The organism is Faecalimonas sp. LCP19S3_D12 (assembly GCF_052121495.1).
Classification (GTDB): Bacteria; Bacillota; Clostridia; order Lachnospirales; family Lachnospiraceae; genus Faecalimonas.
This window is the reverse complement of the sequence record NZ_JBQKED010000009.1, coordinates 1-19,990: the sequence shown is the minus strand read 5'-3', so window position 1 is coordinate 19,990 and position 19,990 is coordinate 1. Positions and strand designations below refer to the sequence as shown.

20 protein-coding genes are annotated in these 19,990 nt (G+C 41.0%); 18 read left to right on the top strand and 2 right to left on the bottom strand.

Annotated elements, in window-relative coordinates; translation table 11 throughout:
* The first annotated feature begins 102 nt into the window (after window positions 1-102).
* From ACTQXY_RS04135 to ACTQXY_RS04055, 17 genes are all read left to right on the top strand, one after another.
* Window positions 103-528 carry a hypothetical protein gene (locus ACTQXY_RS04135; RefSeq protein WP_441658404.1) on the top strand — a complete coding sequence of 142 codons (426 nt, stop codon included), beginning with the start codon at window positions 103-105 and terminating at the stop codon, window positions 526-528.
* Between the two features lie 27 nt (window positions 529-555).
* On the top strand, window positions 556-2,742 hold the full coding sequence (gene secD, locus ACTQXY_RS04130; RefSeq protein ID WP_441658403.1) for a protein translocase subunit SecD: 2,187 nt from the start codon (window positions 556-558) through the stop codon (window positions 2,740-2,742).
* Entirely contained in the window at window positions 2,739-4,043 is a 1,305-nt protein-coding gene (locus ACTQXY_RS04125; RefSeq protein ID WP_441658402.1) for a potassium transporter TrkG, read from the top strand. Before secD ends, ACTQXY_RS04125 begins: the two co-directional genes overlap by 4 nt.
* 21 nt (window positions 4,044-4,064) lie before the next feature.
* Window positions 4,065-4,727 carry an NAD-binding protein gene (locus ACTQXY_RS04120; protein ID WP_441658401.1) on the top strand — a complete coding sequence of 221 codons (663 nt, stop codon included), beginning with the start codon at window positions 4,065-4,067 and terminating at the stop codon, window positions 4,725-4,727.
* A gap of 18 nt (window positions 4,728-4,745) precedes the next feature.
* Window positions 4,746-5,801 carry an inorganic phosphate transporter gene (locus tag ACTQXY_RS04115; protein ID WP_441658400.1) on the top strand — a complete coding sequence of 352 codons (1,056 nt, stop codon included), beginning with the start codon at window positions 4,746-4,748 and terminating at the stop codon, window positions 5,799-5,801.
* Window positions 5,802-5,817: 16 nt separating this feature from the next.
* Window positions 5,818-6,441 carry a DUF47 family protein gene (locus ACTQXY_RS04110; protein WP_441658399.1) on the top strand — a complete coding sequence of 208 codons (624 nt, stop codon included), beginning with the start codon at window positions 5,818-5,820 and terminating at the stop codon, window positions 6,439-6,441.
* A 278-nt stretch (window positions 6,442-6,719) separates the two neighbouring features.
* A complete protein-coding gene (locus ACTQXY_RS04105; protein WP_441658398.1) occupies window positions 6,720-7,118 on the top strand; it encodes a hypothetical protein in 399 nt (132 codons plus the stop codon).
* Window positions 7,119-7,163: 45 nt separating this feature from the next.
* Window positions 7,164-8,291, top strand: a complete 1,128-nt coding sequence (locus tag ACTQXY_RS04100; protein ID WP_441658397.1) for an ROK family protein — start codon at window positions 7,164-7,166, stop codon at window positions 8,289-8,291.
* A gap of 204 nt (window positions 8,292-8,495) precedes the next feature.
* A complete protein-coding gene (locus tag ACTQXY_RS04095; RefSeq protein WP_441658446.1) occupies window positions 8,496-9,551 on the top strand; it encodes an alcohol dehydrogenase catalytic domain-containing protein in 1,056 nt (351 codons plus the stop codon).
* An 8-nt stretch (window positions 9,552-9,559) separates the two neighbouring features.
* On the top strand, window positions 9,560-10,924 hold the full coding sequence (locus tag ACTQXY_RS04090; protein ID WP_441658396.1) for a glycoside-pentoside-hexuronide (GPH):cation symporter: 1,365 nt from the start codon (window positions 9,560-9,562) through the stop codon (window positions 10,922-10,924).
* A gap of 89 nt (window positions 10,925-11,013) precedes the next feature.
* Complete coding sequence (locus ACTQXY_RS04085) at window positions 11,014-11,385, top strand: diacylglycerol kinase family protein (RefSeq protein WP_441658395.1); 372 nt, start codon at window positions 11,014-11,016, stop codon at window positions 11,383-11,385.
* A gap of 38 nt (window positions 11,386-11,423) precedes the next feature.
* Entirely contained in the window at window positions 11,424-11,762 is a 339-nt protein-coding gene (locus tag ACTQXY_RS04080) for a hypothetical protein (protein ID WP_441658445.1), read from the top strand.
* A 22-nt stretch (window positions 11,763-11,784) separates the two neighbouring features.
* A complete protein-coding gene (locus ACTQXY_RS04075; RefSeq protein ID WP_441658394.1) occupies window positions 11,785-13,368 on the top strand; it encodes an AarF/UbiB family protein in 1,584 nt (527 codons plus the stop codon).
* Between the two features lie 125 nt (window positions 13,369-13,493).
* Window positions 13,494-14,399, top strand: coding sequence for a quinolinate synthase NadA (gene nadA / locus ACTQXY_RS04070; protein ID WP_441658393.1), 906 nt, complete (start codon window positions 13,494-13,496; stop codon window positions 14,397-14,399).
* Window positions 14,400-14,424: 25 nt separating this feature from the next.
* Complete coding sequence (locus tag ACTQXY_RS04065) at window positions 14,425-15,585, top strand: L-aspartate oxidase (protein WP_022250802.1); 1,161 nt, start codon at window positions 14,425-14,427, stop codon at window positions 15,583-15,585.
* A gap of 16 nt (window positions 15,586-15,601) precedes the next feature.
* The gene (nadC, locus tag ACTQXY_RS04060; protein ID WP_441658392.1) at window positions 15,602-16,453 is read left to right on the top strand and encodes a carboxylating nicotinate-nucleotide diphosphorylase; all 852 of its coding nucleotides are present in this window, start codon (window positions 15,602-15,604) and stop codon (window positions 16,451-16,453) included.
* Between the two features lie 36 nt (window positions 16,454-16,489).
* Complete coding sequence (locus ACTQXY_RS04055) at window positions 16,490-17,002, top strand: 3H domain-containing protein (protein ID WP_441658391.1); 513 nt, start codon at window positions 16,490-16,492, stop codon at window positions 17,000-17,002.
* Between the two features lie 32 nt (window positions 17,003-17,034).
* Here ACTQXY_RS04055 and ACTQXY_RS04050 read toward each other — a convergent pair whose 3' ends face one another.
* On the bottom strand, window positions 17,035-17,865 hold the full coding sequence (locus ACTQXY_RS04050; RefSeq protein ID WP_441658390.1) for a MerR family transcriptional regulator: 831 nt from the start codon (window positions 17,863-17,865) through the stop codon (window positions 17,035-17,037).
* Between the two features lie 97 nt (window positions 17,866-17,962).
* Here ACTQXY_RS04050 and ACTQXY_RS04045 point away from each other — a divergent pair, with 97 nt between their 5' ends.
* Entirely contained in the window at window positions 17,963-19,291 is a 1,329-nt protein-coding gene (locus ACTQXY_RS04045; protein ID WP_441658389.1) for an MATE family efflux transporter, read from the top strand.
* Between the two features lie 25 nt (window positions 19,292-19,316).
* Here the strand turns inward: ACTQXY_RS04045 and ACTQXY_RS04040 are convergent, their stop codons facing one another.
* Complete coding sequence (locus ACTQXY_RS04040) at window positions 19,317-19,766, bottom strand: GatB/YqeY domain-containing protein (protein ID WP_441658388.1); 450 nt, start codon at window positions 19,764-19,766, stop codon at window positions 19,317-19,319.
* Window positions 19,767-19,990: the final 224 nt, after the last annotated feature.

Sequence of the window (19,990 nt, the reverse complement as noted above, 5' to 3'; positions counted from 1 at the left end):
TTTTTTAGGTAGATGCTGCATCTAAGAAAATTTTTGTATTGACATATAGCTGGTTTAGTGTTAATCTCAATATACTTTGAGAAGATAGGAAGGGAGAAGACAATGGAAAATAAATTAAAAGTTTTTGGCGTAACCGTTTTGATTGTAATATTCGGTCTTTTTCTCCCTTCTTTTTTACAGTTTCGAGATATGGATTCGTTTGCGGGGAGAACAACTTCAAACATACGAACAGAAACAAAGTACACAGATGATATGGGGGTGCAAATTCTCCATGACAGTTATCTACGTTCGGAAAATCAGAAAGAAGCGTTTTCTGCCCAAAAGTTTGAACAGCGTAAGAATGTTCAGCGATTATCAATTGAATTCTTTGTGATTCTTATATTCTCTTTGGGGATATGTCTGAAGAGAGTCTATTTGTCGTATATTCAATTCTATTCATTCCCCTTCGAGAGGTTCCTATGGGAGCAAAGTGTTTTGCTCAAAAAGGATGGGAAAAAGAGAGGACTTGCTTTTGCCTTTGAAGATTAGAGAGAAGTAAAGAAGGAAAGCGAGAAAATGAAAAATAAAAAATTACATATTTGGATTGCTCTTGTAGTAATCGCTTTTTTTGTGTGCCTGGCAATCTTTGGATGCGGAGACAGTATCAAAGGGATTCGCGATATGCGTTTTGGAATCGATATTCGCGGAGGCGTAGAGGCGGTCTTTGAACCGGCAGGGTTAAAAACAAAGCCGACTAAGGAACAGTTGGAAATGGCAAGAGATGTAATAGAGACCCGATTGGATGCACAGAATATTTTAGACAGAGAAGTAACGGTGGACAAAAAGGCGGGAGATATTATTGTGAGATTTCCGTGGAAATCTGATGAAAAAGATTTTAATCCGGAAACCGCCATTCAGGAACTTGGAGAGATGGCAGAGTTGACATTTCGAGGAGAAGATAACACAGTGTATGTGAAAGGGTCGGATGTTTCCAAAAGTCAGGTGGCGGTGGATCGACAGAATCGGTATGTCGTAGAGCTGGAATTTACGAGTAAGGGTGCAAAGAAATTTGCAGATGCGACAGAGAAGCTTGTCGGACAGTCTATGGGGATTTACATGGATGAAGAGCTGATTTCAAATCCGACTGTCAATGCAAAAATAACAGGCGGGAAAGCTGAAATTACAGGGATGGCTTCACAGGAAGAAGCGCAGAATCTTTCCGATAAGATTAATTCAGGAGCGCTTCCGTTTTCAATGGAGACGACCAATTACAATACAATCAGCCCGACACTTGGAAATAAGGCGTTAAATGCGATGGCACTGGCTGCTGAGATTGCATTGGTATTGACTTGCCTGTTTATGATTGCGTGGTATCGCCTTCCGGGAGTGATCAGCTGTCTGACACTGGCATTTCAGGTAGCACTACAGGTTTTGGTTATTTCGGTTCCGCAGTATACAATCACACTGCCCGGAATTGCAGGGTTAATTTTATCAGCGGGCATGGCGGTGGATGCCAATATTATTATCAGTGAGCGAATCAGTGAGGAGCTGAAAAAAGGAAATTCGGTCCGAACGGCGGTAAAGAATGGATATAAGCGTGCTTTTTCATCTGTTTTGGATGGAAATGTTACGACGGCTGTAGTAGCTGGAATTTTGATGGTGCTAGGCTCCGGCACGATGCTGAGCTTTGGATACACACTGCTCACAGGAGTTATCATCAACCTGCTTGCAGGTGTATGGATGTCCAGATATATGTTGAATTCGGTTATAAGATATAAGATCTTCAATCAGGAAAAATGGTTCCGCAAAAAGAAAGAAAAAAAGATTCTGAAATTTGCAGAAACAAAAAAATATTTCTTCCTGACAAGTGTTGTGCTGCTTATGGCCGGAGTAATTTGGAGTTCGGTAAATGGAATGAAATTAGATACCCAATTCACCGGCGGAGTCATCTTAAGATATACCTATAGCGGAGAGGCTGATACCGGAAAGATCCAAAAAGAGGTTCAGGATGTTGTAGACAGAAATGTCAATGTACAGACTGCAAAAAATTCGGCTACAGGGGAAAAGAATCTGGTAATTACATTATCAGGGAAGAAAGGACTGACACCGGAACAACAAAAAGAGATCCTGAATACGATCAATGAGGGAAATACAAATCAGTTTGAGACGGCGGAGACATCGGCGATAGAACCATATATTGGTGCGAAGGCATTGAAAAACTCAGCGATTGCGATTGTTTTGTCATTTCTCTTTATTGTAGTGTATATCCGAGTGCGGTTTTCAGCATTGGGAGGACTGGCATCAGGAGTTACCGCGGTGATCGCGTTGCTTCACGATATCCTCATTGTGTTGTTTATCTTTGGAATTTTCAAGATTCCTGTGAACGATGCATTTGTGGCTGTTACTTTGACGATTATCGGATATTCAATCAACGATACAATCGTGTTATATGATAGAATCAGGGAACACAGAAGTGGTGCAAAAAATAAAAGCACACTGGCAGAGTTGGTGGATATCAGTACGACAGAGACCTTACAACGCTCTATAAACACAGCATTTACTGTGGTTCTGTGCGCATTTGTTATTTTTGTAGTTTCCGTAGTGTATGGAATGGAATCCATCACGAATTTTTCACTTCCACTTTTGGCAGGACTCATTTCAGGATGTTATTCTTCTATTTGTATAGCCGGACCACTATGGGTATGGTGGGAAGAACATAAAGAAAGGATTCAAAAAAGAAAGACAGGACGAAAAGGAAAATGAAAAAGATAAGTATGTTTTTAAGAAATCAGCCTCCAGGCAGAATGATTGTGGGAGGATTTGCAGCTGTCATACTGTTTGGTATGATTCTGCTGCTCCTTCCGATATCCGTAAAAGATGGAGCAGAAGTATCTGCCATCGATGCGTTATTTACCTCTACCAGCGCAGTGTGCGTAACAGGTTTGATCGCGATTGATACAGCAGATCATTTCACTGCCTTTGGTCAGGGGATTGTGGCAGCATTAATACAGATTGGCGGGCTGGGAGTAACCTCGCTTGGCGTGGGGCTTATGCTTGTGGCAAGAAAAAGAGTCGGAATCAAGAGCCGAATGATGGTGAAAGAAGCGCTGAATATCGAAAGCTATAAGGGTATCGTGAAGCTGGTGAAAGCGGTATTGCTAATGACGCTGTGCTTTGAAGCCGGAGGCGCTATCTTAAGTTTTTTTGTTTTCAGCCAGGATTACGATACGGTTCATGCAGTGGGAATCAGTATATTCCATTCAATTGCGGCATTTAATAACTCAGGATTTGATATTTTAGGAGGACTTAGGAACCTTACGATTTATCAGGATAATGTTCTTTTGAATCTGACAACCTGTATTCTGATTATCTTTGGAGGATTGGGATTCCTTGTGATTTTGGATATGTTAAAGCAAAAACGTTTTCGCAAATTGACTTTACATTCTAAGGTGGTCATTGTCACAAGTTTCATTTTGATAGTTGCTGGAACGGTTATATTGAAGTTGACCGAAAACGTTACATGGCTAGGAGCGTTCTTTCAAAGTGTTTCTGCAAGAACAGCCGGATTTTCCACATACCCGATTGGAGAGTTTACAAACGCAGGTTTATTTGTATTGTGTATTTTGATGTTCATAGGTGCTTCTCCCGGTTCCACAGGTGGGGGTATTAAGACAAGTACATTCTTTATCATGTTTCAGAAGATAAGGGGAACATGTACGAAAGGAATGGTACATGCGTTTCATCGGAATATATCAGAGCAGAATATTACAAAAGCGTTTATGATTACGATACTTTCGGGAACGGTTGTATGTATCGCTGTGTTTTTTATGTGTATATTGGAGCCGGAATATAGTTTTATGCAGCTTCTGTTTGAAGTGGTTTCCGCTTTCGGAACCGTTGGACTTTCTACAGGAATTACTCCTGAGCTCAGCATAGCAGGAAAAGGTGTTATTATCTTAGTTATGTTTATAGGAAGAGTTGGAATCATTACATTGCTTTCTATGTGGGTGAGCCGGACAGAGCCAAGAGCGAGATATTCGGAAGAGGAAGTTGCAATAGGATAAGAAAAGGGAGAAAATAAGAGAATGAAAAAGAAATTAGAAACAGCATATGGGGTCATTGGTCTGGGGCGCTTTGGAGAAGCTTTGGCAATGATGCTTGCAAAATCGGGAAATGAAGTAATCGTAGTGGATAAAGATGAGAAAAAAGTAAAAGAGATGCGCCAGTATACAGATTGTGCTTTTGTAACGGATGATCTTAGTGCAGATACGTTAAAAGAAATTGGGATACAAAATTGTGATGTAGTCATTATTTGTATTGGCGAGAAAGTGGATGTCAGTGTATTGACAACGATGAGTGTGATAGAGTTAGGGGTGCCTCGTGTCATTGCAAAAGCGCTGAGCCCTGAGCAAGGAGCAGTGCTTGAAAAGATAGGTGCGGAAGTCGTATATCCAGAGCGGGATATGGCACTCCGACTAGGGAAAAAGCTATTGTCCAATAATTTTCTTGATTATGTTTCTTTATGTAATCAGGTTGAGATTCGTCAGATACAGGTTCCGGATCGGTTGATTGGTAAAACCATAGAAGAGACAGAGATTCGTCAGAAATATCGACTAAACATTATTGCAATTGAAGATGGAGATGAGACAGATATTGAAGTGATGCCAGATTATCGTTTGTGTCAGGGAGATATCATTGTGGTCATCGGAAAAGTAGATAACATTGATGTTTTTGCAAATGAGATTTAGATGCCGGAGGGAAAGATTATGGAAATGACATTTATAAATTTCTGGCAGGAGATCGTGAGAAATCCGATGCTGTTTATCACAGTTTTACTTACATTGGGAGTTATTTTTGTAAATGGCTGGACAGATGCACCGAATGCGATCGCCACTTGTGTAGCTACCAGATGCATGCCTGTGCGTGCCGCAATCATGATGAGTGCGGTGTTCAACTTCCTCGGTGTCTTTGTGATGACACAGATCAATAGTTCTGTTGCATCTACAATCAGTAACATGGTGGATTTTGGGGATCACACAAACGAAGCTTTGATTGCGCTGTGCGCAGCATTGTTATCCATTGTAATCTACAGTACAGCAGCCTCGTTTTTCGGAATACCGACAAGTGAGAGCCACAGCTTGATTGCAGGATTGTCAGGAGCGGCAATCGCCATTCAGCATGGAGTGAGTGGAATTAATTTTGATGAATGGAAAAAAGTGTTGTACGGACTTGTGTTGAGTTTGGTTTTGGGATTTGTAACAGGATGGGCAGTGTGCAAATTGCTTACTGTTTTGTGCAGGGCAATGGATCGCCGAAAAACAAACCGCTTTTTCGGAGGGGCACAGATTGCCGGTGCGGCAGCTATGAGTTTTATGCATGGTGCACAGGATGGACAGAAGTTCATAGGTGTTTTGTTTTTAGGGATTGCGTTTGCGGGAGGACATAATTCTGTAAATGGTATGGAAATTCCGGTGTGGCTGATGCTTTTGTGCAGTATTGTTATGGGTGTGGGAACCAGCGTAGGAGGAGAGAAGATTATCAAATCCGTAGGAATGAATATGGTAAAACTGGAACGTTATCAGGGATTTTCTGCTGACCTTGCGGGAGCAATCTGTCTGCTGTATTCGAGCCTGATGGGAGTTCCGGTTTCGACAACGCACACAAAGACAAGTGCGATTATGGGAGTAGGGGCAGTAAAAAGACTTTCGGCTATTAATTTTTCGGTTGTAAAGGATATGATGCTAACCTGGATCTTTACATTTCCAGGCTGTGGATTAATCAGTTTTTGTATGGCAAAAATATTTATGTACATGTTTGGATAAAAGGAGGAAGATAGCAATGTCAAAAAAACAGGATGATTATTACTTTGACAATTTTATTAAATGTGCGGAATACGCATGCAAAGAAGCATATTTATTGAAAGAGATACTGACGAATTTCAAACCAGAAGAAATCTCGAAGAGAATGGAAGAGGTTCATGAGATCGAGCGTGAGGCAGACACTCACAGACATGAGATTACTGACAAGCTTGCAAAGGCGTTTATTACTCCGATTGAGAGGGAGGATATCATCGCGCTCAGCCATCATATCGATGATGTGACAGATAAGATTGAGGAAGTGCTGATCCGTGTTTATATCAACAATGTACAGGAGATGCGAGAGGAAGTATTCCGCATGCTCAATGTAGTGATTGAATGCTGTGAAGAACTTCAGAATCTTTTGAAAGAGTTCAAGAATTTCAAACATTCTAAAGCGCTCAAACAGAGTATTATCCGGTTGAATACATTGGAAGAAAAAGAAGATGATCTTTTTATTTCCAGCATGAGAAAATTACATGTGGAAGAGAAGGATGTCAGAAATGTTATCGCTTGGAGAGAGATTTACACATATCTTGAAAAATGTGCGGATGCCTGTGAACATGTGGCAGATATCGTGGGAAGTGTTGCGATGAAAAATACATAAGGTAGAAAAGTGATGATAGGACACCAAATGGTGTCCTTTATATTGAAAAATTGTTTTTGGTTTTACTAACAATCCAGACAGAGTATTTAATAAATTTTCCCATTCTGTATTCATAGCTGCGAGATATTCTTTGCCCTTTGGTGTTAAGTCATGTTTCTTCATTATTGATGCATTACCTGTCTCATTTTTTGCACTTTTTCTGTTGATTTTACATGGAATTAGGAATACAATCGATTGTAAAAGGGAGACGAAGTGGAACATAAAAAAGGAAGGTGATGATGGTGCACCAGGTGGATATGGAACGGTTTACATTTTTGTTTTTATGTGGAAAGCGGGACAGACGCATCTTGCAGGGAAAAGAAAAAATGACATTTTCGGATTTTGACAGACTGAATTATATTGCAGATTTTCTGGGACTAAAGCTTTATGGACTAGAGATCTGGAACAAATATGCTGGACAGTTCAGAGAACAGTTTCAGCAGCTGCAGCGGTTATATGATGAGACAAGCAGCGTTGTGTCTTATGATCCATCGGAAACAGATGAAGATCAGCAGGAACAGTGGGTGAAAGATTTCTGTAGACAGGTACCGGATAGGAAGAGTCGAAAACAATTGGAACAAATTGTAAAACAACTTTATATGGAAAGAGGATGGGAAGGATTGCAAAGCGATATGTGAAGTGATATTATAAAGAAAATACTTTAAGAAAGTAGCTGTGATAATATGATAGAACAAAGAATGACGAATAAAGAAGTCAAAAGAAAAAACAGGAACGCAATATTCCGCTATATTTGCAAACATGATACAATCTCCAATCCGGAGATTTCATATGGAATGAAACTAAGCCTTCCTACAGTGACACAGAATACGAAAGAACTTTTGAAGATGGGTGTAATTCAAGAGACCGGGGAACTGGAATCTACCGGTGGCAGAAGAGCCAAGGCTTTATCGCCAGTCCCAAATGCAAGATATGCGATTGGGCTTGATATTACGAAGAATCATATAGGAATTCTTTTGACAAATTTGTTAGGAGAGATTTTAGAGTATGAAAGAAGTTATTGTCCATTTGAGTTGAAAGCATCATATTTTGAGGAATTGAATCAGCGAGTGAAAAAGTTTTTAGAAGAGAAGTGTATTCAGGATGACGTTGTGCTGGGGATTGGAATTTCATTTCCCGGAATTGTCGATTTACAAAAAAAAGAGATTACGAATTCTCATATTTTGAACGTTAAAGAGCTTCCGTTTTCTGAGGTGGAGACTTTTTTTGAATATCCCTGTTATTTTTTGAATGACGCGAATGCAGGCGCCTTTGCAGAGGGAATCCATTCAAAACAATCGGACAAATTTTTTTATGTCTCGCTGAGTAATACCGTAGGCGGAGCAATATTCTATGAAGAAAAATTAGTGCAGGGAACATCTTTTCGATGTGGTGAAGTGGGGCATATGACGATCATTCCAGATGGAAAAGAATGCTATTGCGGGAAGAAAGGATGCTTCGACGCATATTGTTCTGCAAAACAGCTGGCAGATTTGGCAGACGGCAAGCTTGAAGAATTTTTTATACAGTTGAAAAAGAGGAGCGAAATAACTGTAAAAGCCTGGCAAGAATATATTTATTATCTGGCTATTGCAGTAAATAATATCCACATGGTTTTGGATTGTGATGTCATTCTTGGAGGATATGTGGGAAGCTATTTAGAGGAGTATATTCAGGATATCCGAAAAGAAGTTGCAAATCATAACACGTTTGAAGAAAAGGGAGAGTTTGTTCGGAACTGCAATTATAAGGTTGCAGCTGCAGCGTATGGGGCGGCAATGAAAGTAATCGAAGAATTTATAGAAAAAATATAGAGATAAGAGAAGAACGGAAAATGTTCTTCTTTTTTTGTGCAAATAATACAAAAATGGAATTAAAAAAATGAATATATATAACAAAAATAGAGTGTTGCTATGAAAATATGTTGACAGATATCTGTTTGAGAAGTATTATTATATACATAATAAAACTATTTAATAAAGTGTTTTTAATTAGGAGATGAAATTATGAGCAAACAGATAAAAGGAAAAATGAAGGTTGCAGTAATGAATGGAATTGGAAAAATGGGATTTGAAGAAAGAGAAATTCCGCAGCCAAAAGAGAGCGAAGTACTTGTGAAGTTAGAATATGTGGGAATATGTGGTTCGGATTTACATTACTATGAAACGGGAGCGATTGGAGATTATGTTGTAGAGCCGCCTTTCGTTTTGGGGCATGAGCCTGGCGGTGTTGTAGTGGAAGTGGGGGAAAATGTGACACATTTGAAAGTTGGTGATCGTGTGGCACTGGAGCCGGGAAAGACATGTGGACATTGTGAATTTTGTAAAGAAGGAAAATACAACCTGTGTCCGGATGTTGTTTTCTTTGCGACACCTCCGGTCGATGGTGTATTTCAGGAATATGTGGCTCATGAGGCTGATCTGTGCTTCAAACTACCGGAGAATGTCAGTACATTGGAAGGTGCATTGATTGAACCGCTTGCAGTAGGATTTCATGCGGCGATTCAGGGAGATGCGCATCTTGGTCAAAAGGCGGTGGTCATGGGAGCCGGTTGTATTGGACTTGTGTCGATGATGGCACTGAAAGCACGCGGGGTTTCGGAAGTATATGTGGTGGATATCATGGAAAAGCGTCTTGAAAAGGCACTGGAACTTGGTGCAACAGGTGTGATAAATGGCATGAAAGAGAATGTCGCTGCGCGGGTAGATGAATTGACAGCAGGAAAAGGGATGGATTTGGTTGTGGAGACAGCCGGAACAGAAATTACTACGAGACAGGCAATTGAGATTGCGAAAAAAGGTTCTAATATCGTATTGGTCGGCTACAGTAAATCCGGAGAAATGACATTGCCAATGAGTCTTGTGCTGGATAAAGAACTGACATTTAAAACGGTATTTCGGTATCGTCATATTTATCCGATGGCAATTGAGGCTGTTGCATCAGGAAAAGTGAATTTAAAAGGAATTGTGACAGATATCTTTACCTTGGATGAAGCACAGAAAGCAATGGACTATAGTGTGAACAACAAAGCAGATATTGTGAAAGCTGTTATTAAAATCTCAGAAGACAAGTAGGTGAGTATATGAATGAAAAAGATACGAATATAAAAATCCCCTTGATCAGTAAAATCGCTTATGGCATGGGTGATGTAGGATGTAATTTCAGTTGGATGTTTGTTGGTAACTTTTTAATGATTTTTTATACGGATGTATTTGGAATCGGCATGGGGGCAGTTGCAGGATTGATGTTGTTTTCCAGATTCTGGGATGCGATAAACGATCCTATAATCGGAGCACTCAGTGATAAGACTCATAGTCGCTGGGGACGTTATCGCCCATGGCTTTTGATTGCGGCGCCATTGACAGCGTTGATACTGATTTTATCATTTTGGGCACACCCTGAATGGTCGGATACTGCCAAAATTGTTTATATGGCAGTAACATACTGCATTTTAGTGCTGGGATATACATGTGTAAATATTCCATATGGGACATTATGTGGTGCCATGACGCAGAACATTGAAGAAAGAGCAAAAATCAATACGTTTCGTTCAGTCAGTGCAATGATTGCGATTGGCGTGATCAATATTATTACCGTTCCGTTAATCAGCCATATGGGAAATGGAAATGACCAAAAAGGATATTTTCTGGTAGCAGTTTTGTATGGATGCATTTTTGCGGCGTGTCATATCTTTTGTTTTGCAAAGACGAAAGAGGCTGTTGTGATTCCGGAAAAGAAAAAGATTTCTCTGAAGACGCAATTATCTGCAGTTGTACAGAATAAGCCATATTTAATTGCGGTTGTGGGACAATTCTTGTTTGGTGTAACGTTGTATGGACGAAATGCAGATGCGTTATACTACTTCACGTATGTAGAAGGAAATAAAGCTTTATTTAGTACCTATTCACTGTGTATTATTATTCCGTCTATTATTGGGGCAGCTTGTTTTCCGCCTGTATTTAAGCTTACGAATAATAAGGGAAGAGCGGCATCTATTTTCGCATTGTTGACAGGTGTCAGTATGTTCTTTATGTACTTTTTTAATACAAGTGATTCGGCAGTATTATTTTATACACTTTCCTGTCTGGCACAGTTCTTTTTCTCCGGATTTAATACAGCAATCTATGCAATTATTCCAGATTGTGTGGAGTACGGCGAGTGGAAGACAGGACTCCGCAACGACGGATTTCAATATGCGTTTATCTCACTTGGAAATAAAATCGGTATGGCAATTGGAACATCGGTTCTCGCAGCAGTACTTGGAGCATGCGGGTATGCTGCAAATGTGCAGCAGAATGAGACTGTGCTGGCGGTGATGAAACATTCTTTTACAACAATTCCAGGGGTATTATGGATTGCAACGGCAGTTGTACTGTTTTTCTATCGATTGAATAAGAAATCATACAACAAGATTGTAAGAGAAATTCACGAAAGAAAAAATCAATAAAGATTATAATGTTTTTAGAACTCTCCGGTTTCACTGGGGAGTTTTTTGTAGTATAATAAAAACAAATTTAGGACAAGAAGGTGAAGTTTGTGAAGGGACAAAAGAAGAATCCATTATATAAGAGTTTTGGATATGCTTTTGAAGGAATTTTTACCGGAATCAAAAAAGAACGAAATATGAAGATTCATTGTCTGGCAATGCTATGTGTTGTTGCCGCGGGATTTGTGTTTCGAATTTCAGTTTCTGAATGGTGTATCTGTCTGATTCTGTTTGGAATGATTCTGTCACTGGAACTTGTCAATACGGCGATGGAAGCGGTGGTAGATCTTGTCACAGAAGAGAGAAGGCCGCTTGCAAAGCTTGCGAAAGATACAGCGGCGGGGGCAGTTTTGATTGCGGCAATTATGGCAGCAGGAGTGGGACTTTTGATTTTTGTCCCGAAAGTGTTAGAACTTATATAAACAAAGAATTTCATGGCAAAATGAAAGGAGACAGAATGATGGAAGGATTTGGAGAAAGCGTAAAAAAATTATTGTTGGCAGGAATCGGTGCAGCAGCAACAACTGCGGAAAAATCAAAAGAGTTATTGGATGATATGGTAGAAAAAGGAGAATTAACGGTAGAGCAGGGGAAAGCATTGAATGGGGAACTGAAGCACAATATCAAAAAGACGGTCAAAGAGAATGTGAATGTGTCAGTGAAACCGACTTCTCCGGAAGAACTGGACGAACTATTGAAAAGGATGACGCCGGAACAGATCGAAGCGTTGAAGGAGAGACTGAATGCTATGGAAGGAGAACAATCTGAGACTGAGCAGCAACCGGATGAAGAACTCTAGACAGAATAGGAAGATGTGACAGATGGGCAGACAGGAATCGCAGGAATACAAAGAAAGATTGAAAGAGATGACAGGGGTACTCCGAAAGCATAATATTACCAGAGGAGTATCCCCGGAGAAGCTGCGTCTGATTTTGGAAGATTTGGGACCGACGTTTATCAAACTAGGACAGATTATGTCGATGCATTCTGATATTTTGCCAAAGCGGTATTGTGATGAGCTGATGCGTCTTCGCTCTGAGGTGGCACCGATGTCGTTTCCGGAGGTGGAGGAAGTACTGCGGGAGGCGTACGGCTGTCCATGGAAAGAGATTTTTAAAAAGATTGAAGAATTACCACTTGGCTCAGCCTCCATTGCACAAGTGCATAAAGCAGTCTTGAAAGATGGAGAGGAAGTTGTTGTAAAGATACAGCGAAAAGGGATCTACGATAAGATGGCAAGAGATATCGGACTTTTGCATCGTGCGGTAAAGTTACTTCCGCCAGTCAGCTTAAAGGGCATGGTTGATCTTGACATGGTACTTGATGAACTGTGGGCAGTTACAAGAGAAGAGATGAATTTTCTGACAGAGGCATCTAACCTGGAAGAGTTTGCAAGAAGAAATAAAGATATTGTGTTTGTTGGAGCACCCAAGATGTACCATGAGTACACGAACCGCTATGTGCTGGTGATGGAATATATTGACGGATATGCTGTCGATGATAAAGAAAATCTTCTGAGAGACGGATATGATTTAGAAGAGGTAGGTATCAAGCTGATTGACAACTATATCAAGCAGGTGATGGATGACGGATTTTTTCATGCGGATCCACACCCCGGCAATGTAAAGATTCGGGGCGGAAAGATTATCTGGATTGACATGGGGATGATGGGGCGTCTCACAGAACGTGATCGAGAACTGATTGGAAATGCGGTAGAAGGAATTGCTATGAGTGATATCGGAATGATTCAGGATGCGGTGATGGCGCTTGGAGATTTTAAGGAGCCACCGGATCAAAGCTGCCTGTATGAAGGAATCAGCAATTTGCTCTCGCAGTATGGTACTGCAGATATGGGGAGCATTGATATTGCCAAAGTGACGATGAGTCTCATGGAAGTGATGAAGGAAAATAAGATTATCATGCCGCATGGACTGACGATGCTTGCAAGGGGACTGACCCATATGGAAGGGGTACTTGCTGATATTGCGCCGGAATTAAACATGGTAGAGATAGCCTCCAGACATATGGCAGGAAAGATGCTGAAGGAAAAAGACTGGAAGCAGGAATTAAAAAACAGCGGTAAGACAATTTACAGATCGTTTCATAAAGCAATCAATATTCCGTCACTGATCTCTGATATTTTACAGGGATACCTAAAGGGGCAGACAAAGATTAATCTGGATCTGCATGCATCGATGGAGTTGGAGAGACTGCTGCGAAGACTTGTGAGAAATGTTGTGATGGGACTTTGGGTGATGGCGCTTTTGATCAGTTCCAGCATTATCTGTACAACGAACATGAAACCAAAGATTTGGGGGATTCCGGCACTGGGAGCATTTGGTTATCTGATTGCGTTTGCCATTGTGATGTATGTATTTTTAAAACATATTTTTTCGAGAAAATAGGAAGGATTTGCACAGAATCGATAAAAATTCATGTGTAAATCCTTCTTTTTTGTAAAAGCATGTGTCTTGTCACTTGTAAAATACAGTGCTATAATAATGGAAGTTTACATAAGGAGAAGAAAAGCATGGATATGATTGATGAAATTAAGAAATGGAAAAAAGAAAAAAATGCAGTGATTCTTGCACATTATTATGTGAATCCAGAAGTACAGCAGATTGCAGATTACATTGGCGATTCTTTTTATCTGAGCAAAGTAGCGGTTGGATTAAAAGAGCAGACCATTGTGTTTTGCGGGGTGGCGTTTATGGGAGAAAGTGCGAAGATACTTAATCCGGGTAAGACTGTGCTGATGCCGGACAAGTCAGCAGATTGTGCGATGGCGCATATGGCAGATGCACAGACCATTCAGAAAATGCGTGATACATATGAAGATTTGGCGGTTGTATGTTATATTAATTCGACAGCGGAATTAAAACGTCACTCGGATGTGTGTGTGACATCGGCGAATGCGGTGCAGATTGTGAAAGCATTGCCAAACAAGCACATTTTCTTTATTCCTGATAAAAACCTGGCAAGATATGTGGCCCAACAAGTGCCGGAAAAGGAGTTTGTATTCAATCAGGGGTATTGTCCGGTGCATGAACACATGAAACTTAGAGAGGTGAAGCGGGTAAAAGAATTGCATCCGGAGGCGGAAATATTGACACATCCAGAATGTCCGGAAGCAATCTGCGAGATTTCCGATTACATCGGCAGCACATCGGGAATCATTTCGTATGCCACTCAAAGCCCCAAAAAAGAATTTATTATCTGTACGGAAAATGGAGTGTGCTATGAATTAGAGATGAGAAACCCGGATAAACAATTTTATTTTACAGAGACTGAGCCTGTCTGCATGGACATGAAGAAGATCACATTGGAAAAGGTATTGCATGTATTAAAGACAGGGGAAAATGAAGTGCACGTGACAGAGAAAGTAAGAGAAGAATCGGGAAAAGCATTGGAGCGGATGTTGGAGCTTGCAAAATAACCGTGTTTGCAGTGAAGGAGGAAATATGGATATCAATACAGATGTCGTCATAGTCGGAACAGGAGTGGCAGGACTTTTCAGTGCGCTGAATCTGCCGGCGGAAAAAAAGATTGTGATGATTACAAAATCAGATGTAGAGAGCAGTGACTCTTTTCTTGCACAGGGGGGAATCTGTGTACAGCGAGATGAGGATGACTATGAAAGCTATTTTGAAGATACGATGAAAGCGGGACATTATGAGAACCGAAAAGAATCGGTCGATATTATGATTCGCAATTCCCGTCAGGTGATTGAAGATCTTGTGGGATATGGAGTGGAATTTGAACAGGAAAACGGGGAGTTTTTATATACAAGAGAAGGTGCGCACTCTGCGCCGCGTATTTTATTCCATGAGGATGTGACCGGAAAAGAGATTACAAGCAAACTTTTGGAGCGAGTGAAAGAACTTGAGAATGTGTCGATTTTTGAGTATACTACGATGACGGATATTTTGGAAGAAGAAGGACGATGTGCAGGAATTGTTGCTGAAAATGAGGAAGGAATCATTTATCTCCATGCAAAGGATACGATTTTAGCAAGCGGAGGAATCGGCGGAACTTACAAGCATTCTACTAATTTTGCACATCTGACAGGAGATGCGCTTCGAATTGCAAAAGAGCATGGAATTCGCCTGGAGCATTTGGATTACGTGCAGATTCATCCGACAACACTGTATTCGAAGAAACCGGGAAGACGATTTCTGATATCAGAGTCAGTGCGCGGGGAAGGGGCAGTGTTATATAACAAAGAAGGAAAGCGTTTTGTAGATGAACTTCTTCCGAGAGATGTTGTGACTAAGGCAATTCAGGAGCAGATGGAGAAAGATCATACAGAGTTCGTGTGGTTGTCGATGGAACATATTTCAGAGGAGACGATACGAAAACATTTCCCACATATTTATCAACAATGTCTGGAGGAAGGATACGACGCCACGAAAGAGTGGGTTCCGGTTGTACCGGCACAGCACTATTTTATGGGTGGCATCTGGGTGGATTCTGACAGCCTGACATCGATGGAGCATCTGTATGCAGCAGGCGAGACAAGCTGCAACGGAGTGCACGGCGCCAATCGTCTGGCAAGTAACTCGCTGTTGGAAAGCCTTGTATTTGCGAAACGTGCAGCAAAAAAAATTGGAGCAAACCGATAAGAAAGGAAATAGAAGGATGAATAAAATTACGATGGATCTTCAAGTGGATCATTTGATTTTGGAGGCGTTGAGAGAAGATATCTCCAGCGAAGATGTGACAACGAATGCCGTGATGAAAGAAGCGGTCACAGGAGAGGTAGAATTGATTTGTAAGCAGGATGGGGTGATTGCCGGATTAGATGTGTTTGAACGGGTGTTCCATCTTTTGGATGCGAATACAAAGGTGGAATTATATTGTAAAGACGGGGATCAGGTGAAGAATGGAGAACTGATGGGAAAAGTGGTCGGCGACATTCGTGTACTTTTATCAGGAGAGCGAGTGGCGTTGAATTATCTGCAGAGAATGAGCGGAATCGCAACATACACACGTTCCGTTGCAGAGCTTTTAAAGGGAACCGGTACAAAGCTTTTAGATACGAGAAAGACGACGCCGAATATGCGTATTTTTGAAAAATATGCGGTGCGTGCGGGAGGCGGCTACAATCATCGCTATAATCTGTCAGACGGTGTCCTTTTAAAAGATAATCATATCGGGGCAGCCGGAAGTGTGGCGAATGCAGTGCGCATGGCAAAAGAATATGCACCGTTTGTGCGAAAGATTGAAGTGGAAGTAGAAACGCTGGAGATGGTAAAAGAAGCTGTGGAGGCGGGAGCAGATATTATTATGCTTGACAATATGTCCACAGAGGAGATGGCGGAGGCAATCCGTATCATTGACGGGAGAGCTGAGACAGAATGTTCCGGAAATGTGACAAAAGAAAATATTGCCCGCCTGACGTCACTTGGGGTAGACTATATTTCCAGCGGAGCATTGACACACTCTGCACCAATTTTAGATATTTCCTTAAAGAACCTTCATGTAGTATAATAGAACCAGTGATGCAAAAACAGGAGGTGAAGGTTTGTGAATGGTTCGCAGAGAAGAGAGCAGATTGTTCGTCAGATACAGGAGAGTAAGGAGCCTGTGTCAGGAAAAAAGCTGGCGGAACTTTATGGTGTGAGCCGGCAGGTGATCGTGCAGGATATTGCGCTGATCCGCACAGCAGGTTATGATATTATCTCAACGAACAGAGGATATATACTGAATATGCAAAAAGCAATCAGCCGTGTGTTTAAGGTGCAGCATACTGATGAGCAGACGGAGGAGGAGTTGTATGAGATTGTGGATTTGGGAGGATGCGTGGAAAATGTGATGGTAAACCACAGAGTATACGGTCATATGGAAGCGCCGCTTGGCATACACTCAAGAAGAAAGGCGGCAGCATTTATAGAAGACATCAAAAGTGGAAAATCAAGTCCACTGAAAAATATTACTTCAAACTATCATTACCATACAGTGAGTGCGGAGAGCGAAGAAATATTAGATGAGATAGAAGAAATGCTCAGAGCAAAAGGTTTTTTGATAGAGGCTGTCTAGAAGCAGGGAGGGGAGAACAATTTGGAGTTCTCCTATCCCTTTTTTAATTTACAGCTGATCTGGAGGATATAATCTTCCTCCTTTTTTTCAGTGAGCGTGTCAATCAGAACATCTTCGTAAAATATACCAGTCAGCTCTAAGGCATTTTCAGATGCATATTGCAGCATTTTTTCATAGGTCGTATGGATGGTCTCATAGCCTCCACAGTGAAATGCACGAAGATAGTGTCCGGATTCCCGGACACAAAGCGGAACATTCTCTGCCCTATGGTCTAAAAGCAGATAGAAATCGGTATACTCTTCTGTCGTTAGATCGAACGAAGAAAGGTCGCGGATTCCCCCGACTCCGTAAGGACTTTGAATCTGATGTTCATTGCCGTAAAGAATGAGGTCTCGGATCGTTTTTGCAATTTCCTTGTCGTGCAGGGAATACACAGGTGTGGTAAGCATATATTTTGCCGGAAAATGAATGACAGAAATATCGTCTAATGCAGATACATTGTGAAGCAGCGTAAGCTCTTCTTGAATCCAACGCTCCATCTGCTGCATCGCCTGGATTTTTTCACGGATAAGTGTCTGCTCTTTGGTGAGCAGCTCAATGAAAAGCGATGTTGTCCGGTTGTCCAGATATGATTTGATCTCAGACAGCGGCATATCAAGTTCCTTTAATAAGGTGATGATTTCCAAAAGCTCCAGCTGTGAGATGGAATAGTAGCGATATTGATTTTCAGAGAGTTTGATTTCCGGTGATAAAAGCCCGATTTTATCATAGTGAAACAATGTGTGCTTGGAGACACCTGCAAGTTTTGCAAATTCTCCGGTTGTCAAATAGGCATCTCGATTCGATTTTAATTTTTTCTCCAATTTTGTAAAACCTCCCTTGACTATCGTGTTACCCTATAGTTTATGATAAGGTACAGATTGGAAAAAATCAATATACAATTGGAGGATGAGATGAAATATGACGAATTCAATAGCGCAGAAATTTAATGTGTTTTCATTGCTGAAGTTTGCATTCCCGACGATGGTGATGATGGTATTTATGTCTTTATATACGATTGTAGACGGAATTTTTGTATCCAGACTTGTCGGGAGCAATGCGTTGTCCGCGGTCAATATCGTTTATCCGGTCATCAATCTGATGTTTGCCTGCGGGATTATGCTATCAACAGGTGGGAGTGCCATTGTAGCACGCCAGATTGGCGAGAAAAAAGAAAGTGAGGCAAGGGAAAATTTTTCTTTGATCGCATTGGTGAGCTTTCTGGTAGGAGTGGTGATTTTAGCACTCGGGATACTGTTTTTGGAGCCACTTTGCAATGTACTTGGAGCAACGTCTCTGCTTCTTTCAGACTGTAAACGGTATTTAGGTGTTCTTTTATTGTTTGGACCGCTGACGATGATGCAGATGTTTTTTCAGGTATTTTTTGTGACTGCGGGAAAGCCGACACTCGGATTGGTTTTAACGATTACAGGCGGAGTTACCAATGTCATTTTAGATTATCTGTTTATGGGACCTATGGGAATGGGCGTGATTGGAGCGGCGCTTGCAACCGGAATTGGACAGACGATCATGGCGGTTGTTGGAATTGTGTACTTTTTCGTCATCAAAAAGGGACTTTATTTTGTAAGACCGGTATTTCGCAGAACAGTATTGCTGGAAAGCTGTGGAAATGGCTCTTCGGAGATGGTGAGCAATCTTTCAATGGCGATTGTGACCTTTTTATTTAACCTGACGATGCTGCGTCTCCTCGGGGAAGACGGCGTGGCAGCAATTACGATCGTGCTGTACGGTCAGTTTTTGTTCACATCAATGTATCTGGGATTTTCAATGGGAGTGGCTCCGGTGTTCAGTTTTAATTATGGAGACAAAAATTATGACCAGCTGAAGCGCATTTATAAAATCTGCATGTACTTCATCACAGTATCTTCTATTGTGATTCTTGTGATGGCGCTTGTTTTTGCAGAACCAATAGTAGGAATCTTTAGTGGAAGAGATTCAAGGACATATGAAATTGCAGCAGATGGATTTTTCTTGTTTTCTTTGAATTACATATTTGCGGGAATCAATATTTTTGCATCTGCGATGTTTACTGCATTTGGTGATGGGAAAAGATCTGCGATCATCTCGTTTTGCAGGACGTTTATTTTCATCGTGGTGAGTATCCTTGTACTGCCATTGGTGATGGGGGTGACGGGTGTTTGGCTGTCTGTTCCGCTGGCGGAATTTGTGACGCTGTTTATATCTGTCGGCTATTTTAAAAGTCAGCATAAAAAATACCACTATGCATAAAAAAGACGGGCATCCCCGTCTTTTTCTATGCTGTCATATAAGAACCAACGATTTCGTTGACAAGCTTTCCGTCTGCTTTTCCTTTTACTTTCGGCATCAGCTCTTTCATGATCCGTCCTTTATCTTTGGCTGTTGGAGCAGTGATTCCAAGATCGCTCAAAACGCTTTCCACAACTGCTTTGATCTCGTCGGCATCCATCATCTTCGGAGCAAATGTCTCCAGCACTGCAAGTCGTCTTTTGCACTCTTCAATCATATCTGTGCGGTCAGAAGGCGTCATCTCCAACGATTCTTTTGTCTGTTTGATCTCCTTTAAGATGACCTGAACCTCTTCTTCTTCGGTCAAATCAGCTCTTTTATCGATGGCTTTGTTCTTTAACGCAGCAAGTAAAAGAGAAAGTGTATCTTTTGTGTCTTTATCTTTTGCTTTCATTGCATCGACCATTGCTTTTCTTACTTCATCTGTTTTACTCATTTTCATGTCCTCCTGATTATTCCTATTCTATGAACGATTCCATTCAATCTGAATGTATATATTTTAGCATAATAAAGTGTGGGATTCAATGAAAAATATGTAATATAAAAATAGGTTCTTTCCAATGTTGGTTGAATTCATAGTGTCTTTTGCTCCTACATGTGTTATAGTATAAACAAGATAAAGGGATTAGGAGTGGGGACAAAAATGGAAGAATTCATAAG